The sequence below is a fragment of the Arthrobacter sp. NPDC056691 genome, assembly GCF_042791415.1.
GTDB lineage: Bacteria > Actinomycetota > Actinomycetes > Actinomycetales > Micrococcaceae > Arthrobacter.
Window position 1 is genome coordinate 19,738 of record NZ_JBHTXX010000020.1, and the last position, 17,505, is coordinate 37,242.

Annotated in this window: 14 protein-coding genes; all 14 read right to left on the reverse strand. The window is 66.9% G+C overall.

The features are described 5' to 3' along the window. Positions 1–54 precede the first annotated feature (54 nt). The 14 genes from ACFRAU_RS15870 to dinB all read right to left on the reverse strand — a co-directional run bounded on the left by ACFRAU_RS15870 (position 55) and on the right by dinB (position 17,469). Entirely contained in the window at positions 55–1,233 is a 1,179-nt protein-coding gene (locus ACFRAU_RS15870) for a cell division protein FtsQ/DivIB (protein ID WP_378000635.1), read from the reverse strand. Then, entirely contained in the window at positions 1,226–2,605 is a 1,380-nt protein-coding gene (gene murC / locus ACFRAU_RS15875) for a UDP-N-acetylmuramate--L-alanine ligase (protein ID WP_378000636.1), read from the reverse strand. Before murC ends, ACFRAU_RS15870 begins: the two co-directional genes overlap by 8 nt. Beyond that, complete coding sequence (gene murG, locus ACFRAU_RS15880) at positions 2,602–3,702, reverse strand: undecaprenyldiphospho-muramoylpentapeptide beta-N-acetylglucosaminyltransferase (protein WP_377996134.1); 1,101 nt, start codon at positions 3,700–3,702, stop codon at positions 2,602–2,604. Before murG ends, murC begins: the two co-directional genes overlap by 4 nt. 10 nt (positions 3,703–3,712) lie before the next feature. Further along, entirely contained in the window at positions 3,713–5,041 is a 1,329-nt protein-coding gene (gene ftsW, locus ACFRAU_RS15885; protein WP_378000637.1) for a putative lipid II flippase FtsW, read from the reverse strand. A gap of 2 nt (positions 5,042–5,043) precedes the next feature. Beyond that, positions 5,044–6,663 carry a UDP-N-acetylmuramoyl-L-alanine--D-glutamate ligase gene (murD, locus tag ACFRAU_RS15890; protein ID WP_378000638.1) on the reverse strand — a complete coding sequence of 540 codons (1,620 nt, stop codon included), beginning with the start codon at positions 6,661–6,663 and terminating at the stop codon, positions 5,044–5,046. Next, positions 6,645–7,754, reverse strand: a complete 1,110-nt coding sequence (mraY, locus tag ACFRAU_RS15895; RefSeq protein WP_377996131.1) for a phospho-N-acetylmuramoyl-pentapeptide-transferase — start codon at positions 7,752–7,754, stop codon at positions 6,645–6,647. Before mraY ends, murD begins: the two co-directional genes overlap by 19 nt. Beyond that, positions 7,751–9,223: a UDP-N-acetylmuramoyl-tripeptide--D-alanyl-D-alanine ligase gene (murF, locus tag ACFRAU_RS15900; protein WP_378000639.1), complete on the reverse strand. Its 1,473-nt coding sequence runs from the start codon at positions 9,221–9,223 to the stop codon at positions 7,751–7,753. The genes mraY and murF overlap by 4 nt, the downstream gene beginning before the upstream one ends. 6 nt (positions 9,224–9,229) lie before the next feature. After that, positions 9,230–10,906: a UDP-N-acetylmuramoyl-L-alanyl-D-glutamate--2,6-diaminopimelate ligase gene (locus tag ACFRAU_RS15905; protein WP_378000640.1), complete on the reverse strand. Its 1,677-nt coding sequence runs from the start codon at positions 10,904–10,906 to the stop codon at positions 9,230–9,232. A 135-nt stretch (positions 10,907–11,041) separates the two neighbouring features. Next, on the reverse strand, positions 11,042–12,850 hold the full coding sequence (locus tag ACFRAU_RS15910; protein ID WP_377996128.1) for a peptidoglycan D,D-transpeptidase FtsI family protein: 1,809 nt from the start codon (positions 12,848–12,850) through the stop codon (positions 11,042–11,044). Between the two features lie 44 nt (positions 12,851–12,894). Continuing rightward, positions 12,895–13,560, reverse strand: coding sequence for a hypothetical protein (locus ACFRAU_RS15915; protein WP_378000641.1), 666 nt, complete (start codon positions 13,558–13,560; stop codon positions 12,895–12,897). Beyond that, entirely contained in the window at positions 13,557–14,555 is a 999-nt protein-coding gene (gene rsmH / locus ACFRAU_RS15920) for a 16S rRNA (cytosine(1402)-N(4))-methyltransferase RsmH (RefSeq protein WP_378000642.1), read from the reverse strand. Before rsmH ends, ACFRAU_RS15915 begins: the two co-directional genes overlap by 4 nt. A gap of 176 nt (positions 14,556–14,731) precedes the next feature. Then, the gene (mraZ, locus tag ACFRAU_RS15925) at positions 14,732–15,160 is read right to left on the reverse strand and encodes a division/cell wall cluster transcriptional repressor MraZ (RefSeq protein ID WP_377996125.1); all 429 of its coding nucleotides are present in this window, start codon (positions 15,158–15,160) and stop codon (positions 14,732–14,734) included. A 378-nt stretch (positions 15,161–15,538) separates the two neighbouring features. Next, on the reverse strand, positions 15,539–15,910 hold the full coding sequence (locus tag ACFRAU_RS15930; protein WP_377996124.1) for a DUF3040 domain-containing protein: 372 nt from the start codon (positions 15,908–15,910) through the stop codon (positions 15,539–15,541). A gap of 317 nt (positions 15,911–16,227) precedes the next feature. After that, on the reverse strand, positions 16,228–17,469 hold the full coding sequence (gene dinB / locus ACFRAU_RS15935) for a DNA polymerase IV (protein WP_378000643.1): 1,242 nt from the start codon (positions 17,467–17,469) through the stop codon (positions 16,228–16,230). Between the last annotated feature and the right edge of the window lie 36 nt (positions 17,470–17,505).

Below are 17,505 nucleotides of genomic sequence, written 5' to 3' on the forward strand. Positions count from 1 at the left end.
TACATTCAATAACCGCCACCGCGTGTCGTCCTAATCCCCGTGAAATAGAGCGGCTCACCGCGTCACCGGATGACGCGGCACGCTCACGTCGTAGGTGTTGACCGGGTTCGCCGGATCGGCGGGCACCTTGAGCAGCGCCTCCAGCACCCGCGCCTTGAGTTCCTTCTCCCCCGCGTTGCCCCAGACGACGGTCTGGCCGTCGAGCAGCTTAAGTTCCACCGCGTCCACGGACTTGGCGGAGGCGTTGGAGAGCTTGGCCAGCACATTCGCCGGAAGCGCGCCGAGGACCTCGGCCGTCGCCTGGAACAGGTCCTTGCCGATGGTGCCTGCGCCGCCGTCAATCACCGGCAGCTTCACGGATGTGGGGTCTGCGGTGGTGCCGAGCCGCACACCGTCGACGTCAACGAGCAAGTACTCGTTGCTGCGTTTCACGAGAGCGACAGGCACGCGTTCCTGGACCCGCACCACGAGGACGGACGGCGGGTGCGCCTGTGTGGTGACCGATTTGATCTGGACGAGCGGTTTGAGCAGCGAGGCGACCTCGGAGTCGCTGACCTGCGGCAACGGCGTGCCCAGAAGCGGTTTAAGTGCCGCCTGCACCTGGGCAGGCTTGAGGAGCTTCGTGCCGGTGACGCTCACGCTGTGCACAGCCAGCACCGGCGAGTAGATGGCCGCGGCGATCAGCCCGGCCACCAGGGCAGCCGTGACACACACCGCCACGATGATGTTGCGCCTGATGCGTCGGCCCCGGGGTTCGGGAAAGGCCAGCACATTGTCCGGACCGGTTTTGTCCGGCGCTGATTTGTCCGGACCCTTTTTGTCCGTCCCTGCTTTGTCCGGGCCTGCGGCAGCGGTCGCCGGGGCGCCGGGCTTCCTGGCAGTGGCTCCCGGCTTGGCAGCTTCCTGGCGCCTCAGCCGGGGCCAGGGCGCTTTGGCCGGCTTGTCCTGGGCTGCTCCCTTGGGCGTGCTGCCCTGCCGGCTGCTGCCGGGCGCCGTCACCTCCGGGACGCCCTTGGAGGCGGTGATCACGGCCGGTTTGCCGCCGTCGGCCCTTGCACCGGCATTCCGGACAGCGCCGGCAGCGTCCGTGACCCGGCCCGCGGCAGCGTCCGTGACCCGGCCCGCGCCAGCGTCCGTGACCCGGCCCGCGCCAGCGTCCGTGTCCCGGCCCGCACCCGCGTCCCGGCCTGCAGGCTTGGCCGGACGGTAGGTGGGGCGGCGGCTGCTAGCCACCGAGGGACTCCACGATGAGCGGCCCGTACGCGGTGACGTCCCCCGCGCCTGCGGTGAGGATGATGTCCCCCGGCTGTGCGGCGGCGGCCAGGGCGGCGACGGCTTCGCCGCCCGATCCGGCCAACCTGCCGCCGGAACCGAGGTGCTCGGTGATGAGCGCGCTGGTGACGCCAGGGATGGGATCCTCGCGGGCCGGGTAGATCTCGAGCACGAGGGCAGTGTCCGCTGCATTGAGCGCGTCGGCGAACTCTGCGGCAAACTCCCGGGTCCGGGAGAACAGGTGCGGCTGGAAGAGGACGTGCACCTTGTGGTCGCCGGCCACGGACCGGGCCGCCGCCAGTGCGGCCCGCACCTCCGTGGGATGGTGGGCGTAGTCGTCGTAAACCCGCACGCCCCTGCCCTCCCCCTTGTACTCGAACCGCCTGGACGCGCCCGAGAAGCCGGCCAGGGCAGAGGCAGCGGCCTGGGCGTCCACGCCGAGTTCGAGCGCCACCGCCATCGCAGCGGCAGCATTCAGGGCGTTGTGCCGTCCGGGGACCTGCAGTGCCAGCGGGAACCGGCCACCCGCCGTCGTGATGGCCACCCTGCCGGGTCCGGCGTCGTCGAGACGAACGTCGGCGGCCTCTGAGGTGCCGTACAGGACAACGCGGGCGTTGCCCCGCTCGCGGGTGCGCAGCGCCAGCGCGTGTGCGCCGGCGTCGTCGGCGCAGGCCACCAGCACGCCATCCGCGGGCAGCAGTTCCGTGAACCGGTCGAAGGATTCGTACACGGCTTCGGCAGTGCCGTAGTGGTCGAGGTGGTCCGGTTCCACGTTGGTGACGACGGCGATCTGCGGCCGGTAGTTCAGGAACGAACCATCGGATTCATCCGCCTCGGCGACGAACACCTTGGAACTGCCGTTCGCCGCGTTGACGCCGAGCGCCGGTACGTTGGCGCCGATCGCGAACGACGGGTCCAGGCCAGCGCCCTGCAGCAGCACGGTGATCATGGAGGTGGTGGTGGACTTCCCGTGGGTGCCGGCTACTGTCACCACCAGGTCATCGCCCATGGTGGCGGCGAGGGCTTCGGAGCGGTGCAGCACCGGCAGGCCGGCGGCGCGTGCGGCCTCGATTTCGGGGTTGTCGGCGCGGATCGCCGAGCCGGCGACGACGGTCTGGGCGTCGCCCAGGTTGGCGGCCCCGTAGCCGACGCAGATCCGGGCTCCGGCCGCGGCGAGCTCCGCCATGACCGGAAGGTCCTTCGCATCCGTTCCGCTGACGGGGATTCCGCGCGCCACCATGATCCTGGCGACGGCCGACATGCCCACGCCCCCGATTCCGATGAAGTGCACGCGGCCCAGGGCGTCCTGGCCGGGTGTTGCGTTGGTGGTCATTTGGATACCGCTTCCAGTACGAGGTCGGCCATGAGCTGATCGGCATTTCGGATGCCAAGGTTCTCCGCGTTAGCCGCCATGGCGTCCAGGCGTGAACGGTCGGTCAGCAGCGGGATGAGGCTCGTGCGGACCCATTCGGGGGTGAAGTCCCGGTCGGCCACCAGCAGGGCGCCGCCCGCATCCACGAGTCCGCGGGCGTTCAGCGCCTGCTCACCGTTGCCGATCGGCAGTGGCACGAAGACGGCGGGCACACCGACGGCGGCCACCTCGCTCACGGTGGCCGCGCCGGAACGGGCGAGCAGCAGGTCGGCCGCGGCGTAGACGGTTTCCATGCCGTCCACGTACTCAAGCTGACGGTAGCCGGCGGCGCTCAGCGCGTTGCCGGCTGAGTCCTCGACGGACTTGCCGCGGCCGGTGATGTGGATGGTCTGGACTCCGGCCCGGGACAGCGCCTCGAGTGATGCCGCCACGGTGCGGTTGATGCTCTGCGCCCCGGACGAGCCTCCGGTGACGATGAGCACCGGCTTTTCAGGCTGCAGGTCCAGGCTGCGCAGGGCGCCGTTTCGCGCCGTTGCCCTGACCATGGCCGAGACTTCGCGGCGCATGGGCATGCCCACGTGGCGGGCGTTGCGCAGCGGGGTGCCGGCGAAGGCCACAGCCACGTGCCGGCTCAGCCGCGCCCCGACCCGGTTGGCCAGGCCCGGCCTGGTGTTGGCTTCGTGGATGACGATGGGGATCTTCCGCCGCCAGGCGGCGAGGTACATGGGGGTGCAGACGTAGCCGCCCACGCCCACAAGGACGTCCGCACCGGCGTCGTCGAGGATGCGCCCGGCCTGCCGCACCGCGCCGGCGAGGCGTCCCGGGAGGCGGAGCAGGTCTGCGGACGGCTTCCGCGGGAACGGGACACGGTCGATGGTGGCCAGTTCCAGCCCGGCGGCCGGGACCAGCCTGGTTTCCATGCCGGCGGCCGTTCCCACGGCGAGCAGCCTGGCGTCGGGGCGGGCATCACGGATGGCGGCGGCGATGGCCAGCAGCGGGTTGATATGGCCTGCTGTTCCGCCGCCGGCGAGGACCACGGACAATGACTCGGTTTTCATCAGGTGCTGGTTACGCTTTCGTACGGGAATTCTTGCGCCCGGGCAGCCGCCACGGGCCGAGCAGTTTACGGGGCCGGATGTTGGGCGCCATCTGTTCGCGGGCCAGTGACAACACTACGCCGATCGCGCAGAGCGACATCAGCAGCGCCGAGCCGCCGTAGGAGATGAACGGCAGGGGAACGCCGATCACCGGCATCAGGCCCGTGACCACGGCCATGTTGACCGTCGCCTGGCCGAGCAGCCACACCATGATGGTGCCGGCAAGGACCCGGTGGAACAGGTCCTCCTGGGCCACCACCACGCGGTAGATGGCGGCACCCAGGATGGCGAAAAGAACCAGTACGACGACGGTCCCCACCAGTCCGAGTTCCTCACCGATGATGGCGAAGATGAAGTCGTTGTGGGCTTCGGGAATCCAGCTGTATTTCTGCCGGCTCTGCCCGAGGCCGACGCCGAACCAGCCGCCCGATGCCAGTCCGTAGAGGCCGTTGGTGGACTGGTAGTTGGCGTCGATGCCGTCGCCGCAGCTCTGGCCGGTCCACCACGAGGTGATGCGGCAGACCCGGTTGGAGCTGGTCATGGCCATGACCGCTATGACGGCTCCGAGGCCCACGGCCGCGAACCCAAACAGGTAAAGGCGCACGCCGGCGAAGAACAGGGCGGCGGCGGTGATGAGCATGATGAGCATGCCGGTGCCGAGGTCGTTTCCGATCAGGACGAGTCCGATGATCCCGCCGGCTATGGGCACCACAGGGACCACGGCGTGTCCCCACTGGTGCAGCAGTGTCGCCTTCTTGGCCAGCACTGTGGCCATCCACAGGGCCAGCGCCAGCTTGGCCGCCTCGGACGGCTGGAGGGTGAAGAACCCGCCGATGTCGATCCAGTTCTTGTTGCCGTTGACGCTGGTGCCAATGACCAGCACGAGCCCCAGCAGGGCATAGGCAATGATAATGCCCGGCCACGCGAGTCTTTTCAGCCACACGACGTTGATCCGGGACAGCATGAACATGCCGAAGATGCCGATTCCGGCGAACAGTCCCTGTTTCAGTGCCGCGGTGTAGGGCGACTCGCCCGCCGCGATGGCCTCCACGCTGGACGCCGAGAGCACCATCATGATGCCGATGGCGGTCAGCGCCAGCGTGGTACCGAGGATGAGGTAGTAGGTGGAGCCGTTGCGCGACTTGCCGTTTCCCTCGAGGGCGGACCAGAAGCGCCGGTACCACCGGCGCAGCCGGCCGCTCGTGGGAATCCTGGACGCGGGGGTGGTCGGTACAGCCCCACGGGGGGTCGCCCCCGCCCGCTGCCGGGCGGCCGCGGGACGTGTGGGTGTGCTGACCATTCTTACTCCTTGCCGGTCCGGGCTTCCCCTTCCACGAGCTCGCGGACCGCTGCAATGAAGGCGTCGCCACGGTGAGCATAGGAAGAGAACTGATCCATGGATGCAGCAGCCGGGGCCATCAGCACAGTGTCACCAGAGGCGGCCAGCTGTGCCGCCGATGCGACGGCCCGTGCCATCACAGCCTCCCCGGTTTCGACTGAATCCGGTGCGGCGTCATGTCCGGTTCCGGCTGACTGCACAATTTCAGTGTGGCCTGCCGCCTGCCGGATGACGGGGACATCCGGTGCGTGTCGCTGCAGGGACTCTTCCAGTGATGCCGTGTCCTTGCCGATCAGCACCACGGCCTTCAGGCGGCGCGCATGGTCGCGGACCAGGTCGTCGTAGCTGACGCCCTTGGACAGGCCCCCGGCAATCCACACCACCGGTTCGAAGGCGGCCAGGGAGGCGGAGGCGGCGTGCGGGTTCGTGGCTTTGGAGTCGTTGATCCAGAGGACGCCGTGTTGTTTGGCGACCGGCTGGATCCGGTGGCTTCCGGGGATGTAGGCCTGCAGTCCTTCGCGCACGTGCTCTGGGCTGACGCCGTAGGCCCGCACCAGGCCCGCCGCAGCCAGGGCGTTGGCCACCATGTGGCGGGGGGCCACCGGGCCGAGGTCGGACATGGACGCCAGTTCGACGGCGCTGTCCTTCCGTTCGGCGATGAAGGCCCGGTCCACGAGCAGGCCCTCCACGACGCCGAGCATGCTGATGGCCGGCGTGAGGGTGGTGAAGGCTACGGCGCGGCAGCCCTCCACCACGTCCGCGTCTTCCACCATGCGTTCGGTTTCGATCTGCTCGTCGTTGTAGATGCAGGCCTTCTGGGTGTTTTCGTAGATCTTGGCTTTGTCGGCGAGATAGGACTCGTAGGAGCCGTGCCAGTCAACGTGGTCCTCGGCAACGTTAAGGCACACGCTGGCCACCGCCGACACGGAGTCGGACCAGTGCAGCTGGAAGCTGGAGAGCTCCACGGCGAAGACGTCGTACTCCACCGGGTCACGCAGGGCATCGAGGATCGGCGTGCCGACGTTGCCCACCGCGATCGCCTTCAGCCCGGCGGCCCGCAGCATGGACTCGGTCAGGCCGACCGTCGTCGTTTTGCCATTCGTGCCGGTGATGGTGAGCCAGTCGGCCGTCTTGCGGCCCTCGCGGACGCGCAGGCGCCAGGCGAGTTCCACGTCGCCCCAGACCGGGATGTGGGCGCGGGCGGCAGCTGCGAGCAGGGCCTGGTCCGGGCGCCAGCCGGGCGAGGTGACCACGAGTTCCGGTTTCAGGCCATCGATCTTTGGCAGCGTGCGGACGGCTTCCTCCCCGAGGAGCACGTCGGCCGCTCCGACGATCCGCAGCGTGTCCGCCTTGGACTGGGCTGTTTCCGTGGTGGCGCCGTCAACCACCACCACGCGGGCACCAAGCTCGATCAGCGTGTCCGCGGCGGCGAAGCCCGAGACGCCGATCCCGGTGACCACGACGCGCAGCCCCGCCCAGTCGGAGTCCCAGCTGACCAGGTCTTTGAGCCGGACCGGACCGGTTGCGGCAGGACCGGTTGCCTCGGTGTGGGGTTCGGAACTGTTCACAGCAGGACCACCCATTCTGCGTAGAAGATGCCAAGACCCGCGGCGACGAACAGGCCCGCCAGGATCCAGAACCGGACCACCACGGTCACTTCCGCCCAGCCCTTGAGTTCGAAGTGGTGCTGCAGTGGCGCCATCTTGAAGAAGCGCTTGCCCTTGGTCACCTTGAAGTAGCCCACCTGGATGATGACGGAGAGCGTGATGAGGACGAACAGGCCGCCGATGAAGGCAAGCAGCAGTTCGGTGCGGGAGAGGATGGCCAACCCTGCGATGGCGCCGCCGATCGCCAGGGAGCCGGTGTCGCCCATGAAGATTTTGGCCGGTGAGGTGTTCCACCACAGGAAGCCCACCAGTGCGGCGCTCATGATGGCGGCGAGAAGCGCGAGGTCCAGGGGATCCCGGACGGAATAGCAGCCGCTGCCTGCCTCGCGGGGCGAGCCGCAGGCCTGGTTGCTCTGCCAGATGCCCATGAGCGTGTAGGCGCCGAAGACCATGATCGCGGCGCCGGCGGCCAGCCCGTCCAGGCCGTCCGTGAGGTTGACGCCATTCGTGGCGGCAGTCACGATCAGGTTTGACCACACCACGAAGAGAATCGCACCGAGCACGGTGCCGCCGAACGCGAGGTCCAGCCACGGGATGTCGCGGACCAGCGAGATCTTGGTGGACGCCGGCGTGAGACCGTCAGCGTCCGGGAAGTAGAGCGCCATCACGGCGAAGATGATGCCCACCGCCGCCTGGAGGATCAGCTTGGCCTTGGCGTTCAGGCCGAGGCTGCGCTGCCGTGAAATCTTGATGAAGTCGTCGAGGAAGCCCACCAGGCCCATTCCCACCATGAGGAACAGCAGGAGGAGCGCCGAGGCCGACGGCCCGGGCGAGCGGGGGTTCATGAGCCACATGATGAGGTGGGTCAGGCCGTAGCTCAGCAGGACGGCGCCCACCACCACGGTGCCGCCCATGGTGGGCGTGCCGCGTTTGGTGTGGTGCGAGGTCGGTCCGTCATCGCGGATGAACTGGCCGTAGCTCTTGTGGACCAGCAGGCGGATGAACAGCGGCGTGCCAACCAGTGCCAGCAGCAGGGCCAGGCCAGCGCCGATCAGAAGTGCAATCACAGCAGCTCGCTCCCTTCATTGGCAGTTGTGGGGGTGGCATGTGGGGGTAATGCTATCCGATCACCCAAATGGCGCAGTCCCACGCTGTTGGAGGACTTGAAGAGCACCAGGTCGCCGGGTTCGAGCTGTTCCTGGAGCAGTTCGTAGGCTTCGTCAACAGTCTCTGCGAAGAGGCACTCATCCCCCCAGGACCCTTCCTGCACTGCGGAAACATACAGCGAACGCGCTTCCCGGCCCACCACCAGGAGGCGGGAGATGTTCAGCCGCACCACCTGGGTGCCGACGGCGGTGTGCTCGCGGATGGAATCCTCGCCGAGTTCCAGCATGGCACCGAGCACGGCCCAAGTGCGGCGGCCGCGGCCCAGGTCGGCCAGAGTGCGCAGGGCCGCCCGCATGGATTCAGGGTTGGCGTTGTATGCGTCGTTGATGACAGTGACGCCGTCGGGCCGTTCGGTCCGCTCCATGCGCCAGCGGCTGGCCGCGGACTGGGAGCTCAGTGAGGCGCCGATCCGGTCGGCCGGAATGCCGGCCGCGTGCGCGGCAGCTGCGGCGGCGAGCAGGTTCGCCGCGTGGTGCTCGCCAATGAGTTTGCTGGTGACCCTGACGGTGGGCTCCCCCGGCACTTCGAGGTCGAACTCCGGGTTGCCTGCGGCGTTGGTGTCCAGGTTTGCGGCCCGGACGGCAGGAGCGTCCGGGTCGGCATCGCGGGAGGAGAAGCCCAGAACACCCGCCCGGGTCCGCGCGGCCATGGGAGCGACCCGGAAGTCGTCAAGGTTCAGCACGGCAGTGCCCTCCGCGGGCAGCGCCTCGGCGAGTTCGCCCTTGGCGGCAGCGATGTTGTCCACGCCGCCGAATTCTCCTGCGTGGGCTGTTCCCACGCCCAGCACTACGCCGATCTCGGGCCGGACCATGTCGGCCAGGTAGCGGATGTGTCCGATGCCGGTGGCGCCCATCTCGATGACCAGGAACCGGGTGTCAAAGCCCGCCTGGAAGACGGTGAGGGGCACGCCGACCTCGCCGTTGTACGAACCCTGGGGCGCAACGGTCGGCGCTTCCGCCAACAGGATGCCTGCCAGCAGGTCCTTGGTGGTGGTTTTACCGGCAGAACCGGTGATGCCGATGACCGTCAGTTGCTCGCCGGCCGCCTCGCGGTGGCGCCGGATCCGCCGGATGGCCTCCGCCGCCAGTGCGCCCATGGCCAGCACCGCATCATCGACGACAACCGACGGATAGTTCCGGCCGGCGTCGTCCTTGATTTCGCGTTCGGTGAGGGCCAGCACCGCGCCGCGGTCAAAGGCCGCGGCCACGAAGCTGTGCCCGTCTGCGCTCTCGCCCGGTTTGGCGACATAGAGGGAGCCGGCAACGGCCTCCCGCGAGTCGGTCACCACGGATCCCGGGGTGACGTCGGGGTCGGCAAGCAGCCGGCCGTTGGTGATTTCGGCGATTTCCGCCGCAGTTAGTTCAATCATGTCGGTCTAGGACTCTATCCCGTCGTCTTGGAGAACGGTGAATCCTCGTGCCGTCAAGGCGTTCCGTAGTTCCACCCTGTCGTCGAGGGCAAGGTTCACGCCCTTGACCTCCTGCCACACTTCATGCCCGCGTCCCGCAATCAGGATGGTGTCCTCCGGAGCCGCCAGGTTGACGGCTTCACGGATGGCAGCATCACGCGGGAAGACTTCCATGATCCTGCAGTCCAGCTGCTCGGCTTCCTTGGCATCCGTGGCGCCTACCAGCACCTCGGCGCGGATCGCGGCGGCGTCCTCGTCGTGGGGGTCGTCATCGCTGACAATCACGACGTCGGCAAGCCGCGCGGCGGTGGCACCCATGGCAGGGCGCTTGCCCTGGTCGCGCTGGCCGGTGGCACCGAAAACCACGATCACCCTGGACGCGGGCTCCGGGGACCGGAGGGCTTCCAGGGCACGTGCCAGCGCATCCGTGTTGTGCGCGAAGTCGACCACGGCAGCCGGCCGGGCGGAGACCAGCTGCATGCGGCCGGGCACCGCCACGGTGAAGGGATCTTTGGCATCGAGTGCTGCCTGCACTTCGGCGGGATCTGCACCACCGGCGAGCACCATGGCCAGGGCCAGCGCCGCATTGGAGACGTTGAAGGCCCCGGGCAAGCCCGTGTGGACCCGGAGTTCCGTACCGTCCCGGCCGCGGAGGGTGAATTCCGTGCCGAGGCCGCGGGGCGACGTATGCGTGACCGTCCAGTCCGCGGCTGCCGGTTCGGTCGCCGGCGATTCGGCCACGGGCCCGCTGCCGGGCGGGAGGGTGGCGAGGGTGGTGACCGGAAGCTCTGTCTGGGCGGCAAGCCGCCGTCCCCATTCGTCGTCGACCGTCACGACGGCGGCACGGGCACGATCGGCGGTGAAGAGCTCCGCCTTGGTCTGGAAGTACTCCTCCATGGTGCCGTGCAGGTCCAGATGGTCCTGGGTGAGGTTGGTGAAACCGACGACGTCGAAGACCACGCCGTCCACGCGGCGGAAGGACACCGCGTGCGAAGAGACTTCCATGGATGCGGCGTCGAGCCCGCGTTCCCGCATGAGGGCCAGCAGGGCGTGGACATCGGTGGATTCGGGCGTGGTCAGGAGGCTGGGGATCGGGTCCCCGCCGGCCAGGATCTCGATGGTGCCGATGAGTCCGGTCTTCTTGCCCATCGCCTGCAGCATGGCGTTGATGAAGTACGTGGTGGTGGTTTTGCCGTTGGTTCCCGTCACGCCGAACATCGAGGGGCCGGGGAGGTCGGCGTCCTGGCTCCGGTAGATCAGCCGGGACAGGCGCCCCACCACACCGCGGGGCTCGGCCACCACCAGCACAGGCACGGCGATGTCGGATCCGAGGGCAAGGAGTTTCCCGCCGGCGTCGTCCGTCACCACCGCCACCGCACCGGACTCGATTGCCGTCCTCGTGAAGTCCGCACCGTGCCGGGCCGCCCCGGGCAGGGCAACGTACAGGTCCCCGGGTTCCACGGCCCGGGAGTCGAGCGAGATGCCGGTGACCTGAACGGATTCGGAGGCTCCGGGCACCGCAACGCCCACTGACTGGCCGATGACACCCAGTTCGACGGCGGCGACGGCGGTGGGCCGGAAGCCGCTCTTGGATGCCGGCCCCTCCGGGGCGTCGGCAGTGCCGGGGTCATGGTGCTGTGACAACTGAATCTCCGTTGGTGCTAGTGGACCAACGGACACGACAGAACTGTTTGTTCAGGTGTACCGCGGCCTTTCTTGGCGGGCGTTACTTGGCGTACTGGGCTCTTTGGCGTACTGGGGCTATTTGGCGTACTGGGACTATTTGGCGTACTGCGGCAGCCTGACAGGCGTGCCCTTGGACGGCGGAACGTTGTACGTCCGCAGTGCCTGGCCCATGACCGAGCGGAACACGGGCCCGTTGGTGATGCCATAAATGGACCCCTTGGGACGCTGCAGAACCACCTCCACAATAAACCGCGGATCGTCCATCGGCGCCATCCCCAGGATCGAGGCGGTGTAGCCGCAGAAGCCGGCCGTACCGTCATCGCACGGCGATTCGGAGGTTCCGGTCTTGGCCCCCACACGGTAACCGTCGATCGCGGCTTCCTTGATTTCACCCTCGGTGACGGCGCTTTCGAGCATGTCCCTGACCTGCTTCGAGGTGTCCTTGGAGATGACCTGCCGGGACGGTTTGGCCGGCACCTTCTCCTCGGTGCCGTCAGGACTGATGTAGCTGTCGATCAGGCGGGGCTGCAGCATGACCCCGCCATTGGCGATTGTCTGGTAGGCGCGCACCGTCTGCAGCGTCGACTGGGAAACGCCCTGGCCAAAGAGGACTGTATATTGCTGCCGGTCATCCCACTGGGCTGCCGGAGTCAGAATGCCCTTGGCCTCCGCCGGAAGTCCGATGTCCGGAGCCTCGCCGATGCCGAACTTCTGCAGCCAGTCATGCCTCTGGTCCTTGGTCAGGCGGCTCCCCGCCATCACGGTCCCGGTGTTCATGGAGTACCCGATGATGCCCGCCAGTGTCCGTTGCTCCGTTCCATGCGAAAACGAGTCATCGAACTGCTGGCCGTCGATCACCAGGGACGGCGGAATGGTGAACCTGTCCAGCGGGCTGGACTTGCCCTCCTGGATCAGCGCGGCAGCCGTCAGGGGCTTCTCAACAGATCCGGGCTCGTACGCTGCGGTGACGGAGCGGACGCCGCGGTCCTTCGCCGCAACCTTGCCGGGATCGTTGGGGTCGGGTGTGTCGGTGTCGGCCATGGCGATGATGTTCCCGGTCTTCACGTCCGAAACGATGATGACCCCCCACTCGGCGCTGAGTTTGTCTGCCTGGGTCTGGATGGCCTGCTGGGCGAAATACTGGAGATCGGAGTTCAGGGTGAGCTTGACGTCCTTGCCGTCCTGCGCGGGCGTCAGTTCGTCGATGCCCACGGGAATGCGGAGGCCGTCGGCGCCGATTTCAAACACGCGCTTGCCCGGGGTGCCGCGCAGTATCTCGTCCTGGGTCTGTTCGAGGCCGGCCTGGCCGGTGGTCCCGTTCTCCAGGAAGCCCACGATGCCGCCGGCCACCGAGCCGTTCGGGTAGACACGCTTGCTGGTGCCCTCCGAGAAGATGCCGGGTATCTGCAGGTCCGAAACGCGGTTTTCGACGTCAGGCCGGAGGTCCTTGGCCACAATGTAGTAGGTCCTGGTTCCGGTGACGGATTTGCGCACGTCCTCGACGTCCATGCCCAGTACGGCGGCCAGCTCGGCGATCCCCTGGTCGCGGGACACAGTGACCAGCTCGTCCTTGCCGTCCACCTTTTCAAGCCGCTTGAACGATTCGGTCTTGGTGTTTACAGACTGGTCAACGGTGATGTTGTAGCGGATAACGCTGTTGGCCAGCACGGTTCCGTTGGCGTCCAGGATGCTGCCGCGTTCGGCCGGCAGCACGGTGGGGCGCAGCCGGTTGTCCAGTGCAGCTTCGGCCATGCCGCCGACGTCCAGTCCCTGCACCAGGAAGAGCTTCCCGCCAACGACCACCAGCAGTGCGAGCATGATGCTGAGTCCGAGGCGGAGCCTCTTGGTGGCGTTAGCAGCCTTTTTCTTGCTTGCTTTGCTCTTGCCTTGCGCCACGCTCATCCCCTACTGCTTGCCATGCGGGCCATCAGCCGCCTGTTTCTGCCCTACTGCCCCGGCGTCTTTTGCTGCGGCGCCGGAACGGTGCCCCCGTTAAGGGCGGCCGGCTTGGCAGCCGCTGCGGGCTCGGCCGGCTTGGCAGCCGCCGGGGTCTCCGGCTGGGCAGCAGCTCCTTCACCGGCAGCGGGCGCCCGGCTTGCCAGCGGTTCGCCCGAGCTGGCGGGCGGGACCACATTCAGCTGACCCGGGACGGCAGGGGCAGCGATCACCGCTCCTGCCGAGTCGCCCTTAACCGCCGGCTTGGCATCCCCGCTGACGGTCAGCGTGGAAAGGTCGATCTGTCCCTTGCCGGTGGAAGCAACCATTCCCAATTCTGCGGCCTTGGCGGCCAGATTCTGGGGAGCCTCGAAGTTTTGCACCTGCTGTGTCAGATCCTGGTTCTGCTTGGTGAGGGCAGTCTGCTCGGCACGGAGCTTGACCAGCTGGTACTGGGCCGTGGAAACGGAGATGTTGAGCACCAGCACGGCGATCAGCGCGGCCGCCAGCATGCCGAAGCAGAGAACAACAAAGGGCGCACGCCGCTTCCTCGGTGCGGACCGGACCAGGGACAGCGGGGTGCGCGCCTTGCGGGCCGAACCCGGAAGTCCGGCCTCTATGTCCTGGACGCTCGGGCCGGACGGAAGGGCGAGGGTCTTGGCAGCTGCTGCGCTCATGTTGCTCTCCTGGCTCTGATGCGTTCCACTGCGCGCAGCCGGGCTGATGCTGCACGCGAATTCTCTGCGATCTCGACGGCGGTAGGCACCTCGGTGCCTTTGGTCAGGGTTTTGAGTTCGGCCTTGTGTTCTTCAAGCTCCACCGGGAATCCCAGCGGAGCTGACGATTTGGAGCGGGTCTGGAAGACGCCCTTGACGATCTTGTCTTCCAGGGAGTGGTAGGACATCACCACGATCCGGCCGCCGAGCGCGATGGCGTCCACCGCCGCCGGAACCGCACGCTCGAGGACTTCGAGTTCCTCGTTGACCTCGATGCGCAGCGCCTGAAAGGTTCGCTTGGCCGGGTGACCGCCGGACTTGGCAGCGGCGGCGGGAACCACCGCGCGGATCTGTTCGACGAGTTCCCCCGTGGTGGTGAAGGGCTTTGTTGCCCGGGCGTTGACGATCCTGTTGGCGATGCGCCCAGCGAACTTTTCCTCGCCCCACTTCCGGATGATCCTGACCAGGTCCTCTTCGCTGTAGGTGTTAACCACGTCCGCCGCCGTCTGGCCGCGGCTGGTGTCCATCCGCATGTCCAGGGGGGCGTCAAAGGAGTAGGCGAAACCGCGTTCGCGCTCGTCGAGCTGCAGGGACGAGACCCCAAGATCCATCAGGATGCCGTGGACCTCGTGAATGCCCAGGTCCTCAAGCACCTCGGCGATTTCGTCGTAAACAGCGTGGACGAGGTCGGTGCGGTCAGCGAAGTGCTGGAGCCGTTCACCTGCCAGTGCCAGTGCTTCCTCGTCACGGTCGATACCCACGAGGTGCAGGTCAGGAAAGCGCTGAAGCATGGCTTCGGAGTGCCCGCCCATGCCGAGCGTGGCATCGATGGCTACCGGGGTCTCGCCGCGCTGGCGTGCCGCCTCGAATCCGGGCGCCAAAAGATTGATGCACCGGTCCTTCAGGACCGGCACATGGCGTTCAGACGTAGGCTTCGGCTGGTCGGGTTCTGTCACGCCTTCGTCCTTCCTTCAGCGCCTCGGGTGGTTTCTTGAACCGGGTGGTTTCTTGGGCCAGATCCCCATCCGCGCCTATCCCCTGGACTGCCTGGCTCCGGGGAAGTGAGCCAGGTAGTCGTCAAGGATGGGCGGCTGGAGATCTCGACCAAGAAACGCAATGGATTCGGGCCGGCCTAAAGGATGCCGGCGATGGGGTTGTCGGTTTCAGAGAAGGAGGTTTCCTTCTCCGCCAAGTACGCGTCCCAGGCCTGGGCGTCCCAGATCTCCGCGCGGGTGCCGGCCCCGATAACGGCCAACTCCCTGCCGAGCCCTGCGTACTCCCGGAGCGCGGGAGGTATGGTCACGCGCCCCTGCTTGTCAGGTACCTCGTCCGAGGCTCCAGAGAGAAAAACCCGGATGTAGTCACGAGCCTGCTTGTTGGAGATCGGAGCCTCCCGGATCTGCTCGTGTACCCTCGCGAATTCCTGCTCGCTGAAGACGTAGATGCAGCGCTCCTGGCCTCGCGTGAGAACAAGTCCGCCGGCAAGCTCCTCACGGAACTTGGCGGGAAGAATGATCCTGCCCTTTTCGTCAAGACGCGGCGAGTGTGTCCCAAGGAACACGTCCCACCGCCCGTCTGCCGTCAGAAGCCGAACAACCCCCGCGCTGCCACTACCCTCTTACGCGCTCCACTTTACTCCACTTCTCCCCACAGTCAACGCGGCGCGGGCATTTCTCTGCAGTTTGGACAAACATTCTTCCGCGGAATGGCGGGGATTTTGGCCGGGGGTGGAAAGTGGAGGGGAATTGCGCCGGACCCCCGGCGGCGGTCGTGCGAGACGGGACCACGGAGCACCGGTCCGGGCACCTGGTCTGCGGCTTAAAGCGGAATGACCCGCCGCAGCGGGTCATTCCTGGGTATTGGCGCCCACCGGGGATGGCCCGGTGGTGCGATGTGGAGGGTGGTACGAAGCGGAGGTGGCGGGAAGTGGAGCGCGGGCTCAGGACTCCCCGCGGCGCCTTTCGTCCCATCGCTCTTCGAGGCTGTTCATAAAGGAGCTCTTGCTCTTAGACTTGCGGCCATGGCCGCCGGTCTTTGCTTTGCCGGCCGCAACGCTGCGCATCGTGGCAAAGTAAACTCCGGCACCCATGACGACGAACCCGAGGACCCCTACGAAAATGTTCTGGAGGGAGACCCCCACCAGGAGGAGCAGCACCCCGGCCAATGTGGCCAGTACGCCAATCACGATGTGCCGGGTGGACCAGCTGCGGCCGGGATCCGAGCCCATGGAATTGGCGAACTTGGGATCGTCCTCATGCAGTTGCCTCTCGAGTTGCTCGAGCAGCTTCTGTTCGTGCTCCGAGAGCGGCATCACGACCTCCTTAAGTAGGCCAACGTCCAGACAGGCCGGAACCGGTTGTTCCTGCCTCGTCAACGACCGGCATGCTATCCAGGTTCCCGGCCTGCCAACCTCGGCAGATCCAGGAATTCAAGCATACTGACGCGGCGGGTCAGGTGATCCACACATGTCCAGACGTTCGAAATCTTTGTATCTATAAGGATAGTTTGTTGGGCGCTGTTCTGAAAGACGCTGTTCACGGGCGGCAACAGTGCCTGGTGCCTTGAACTGACACGGATCTGCGGCCATGAACACGTTTTCCCGCCCAGGCCGATGTCGCCGGAATCACGTCAGGCGGGATCACGCCGGGAGTTGCCGCTCCCCGGCTCGAGCAGCCGGGCCGGAAGCACGGACTTGCTGCCGAATTTCTCCGCCACTTTGTCCAGTGCCTGTTCAGCGGCACGCCAGTTATCGTCGCGCCTGTCCAGGCTCAGCTGAAGTGACGTTTGGGCGGCCGCTTCAAGCTGCTCCGCACGGACACCCACCAGCCGGACCGTCAAAGGCCGGCTGCCGAGCGACTCCAGCAGCTGGATGGCCACGGCATAGATAAGCTGTGCGCTGTCCAGTGGCGTGTGGACGGTGCGGCTTCGGGTCACGGTGGAGAAATCGGCGTACCGCAGCTTGAGCGCCACCGTCCGGGCCACCAGCCCGGAAGCGCGGAGCCGCTCGGCTGTGCGGTGGGACAGGCGCAGAAGCTCCCTGTGCAGCAGGGCATCGTCCGCCGTGTCCGCGGCGAACGTCTCCTCTGCTCCGATGCTTTTCTCAACCCGAACGGGGGTGACCGCCCGGCCATCGATACCCCAGGAGAGCCGGTGGACGTGCTCGCCGGTGGCGCCCAGCACCTTCTTGAGCGAGGAAACCGGCGTCGCGGCCACGTCCGCCACGGTGCGGATACCCATTCGGGCCAGCACCTCCGCCGTCTTTCCCCCGACACCCCACAGGGCATTGACCGGAAGGCTGTGCAGGTATGGCACGGTCTGTTCCGGCCTGATGAGCAGCAGGCCGTCCGGCTTGCACCGGGTGGAGGCGATCTTGGCAACGAACTTGCTGGCGGCAATCCCCACCGACGCAGTGATGCCGAGCTCGCTGGCGACCCGTCGCCGGATCAGCTGCCCGATCTCCAGCGGCGGACCGAGCCTGCGTATTGCGCCGCCGACGTCAAGGAATGCCTCGTCAACACTGAGCGGCTCAACGAGCTCCGTGATGGACCCGAATATGGCCATTAGCTGGCCGGACACTTCGTAGTACAGCTTGTGCCTGGGCTCGATGATGGTGGCCTGCGGACACAGCCGGCGGGCCACGGCCATGGGCATTGCGGATTTCACGCCGAACTTGCGGGCCTCATACGAAGCGGAAAGCACAACGGAACGCTCCGCCGGGAAGCCCACTATGACCGGCCGGCCGCGCAGATCCGGGCGGCCGCGAAGTTCCACCGAGACAAAAAACGCGTCCATGTCGACGTGCATGATGCTCGCCCGCCGGAGCTCCCGCAGCCGCGCTTCCGCCTGCTCTTTGTCTTCGTCCGGCCCCACACCTGCAATCCTATGCCCTGCACCTGACTAAACTGG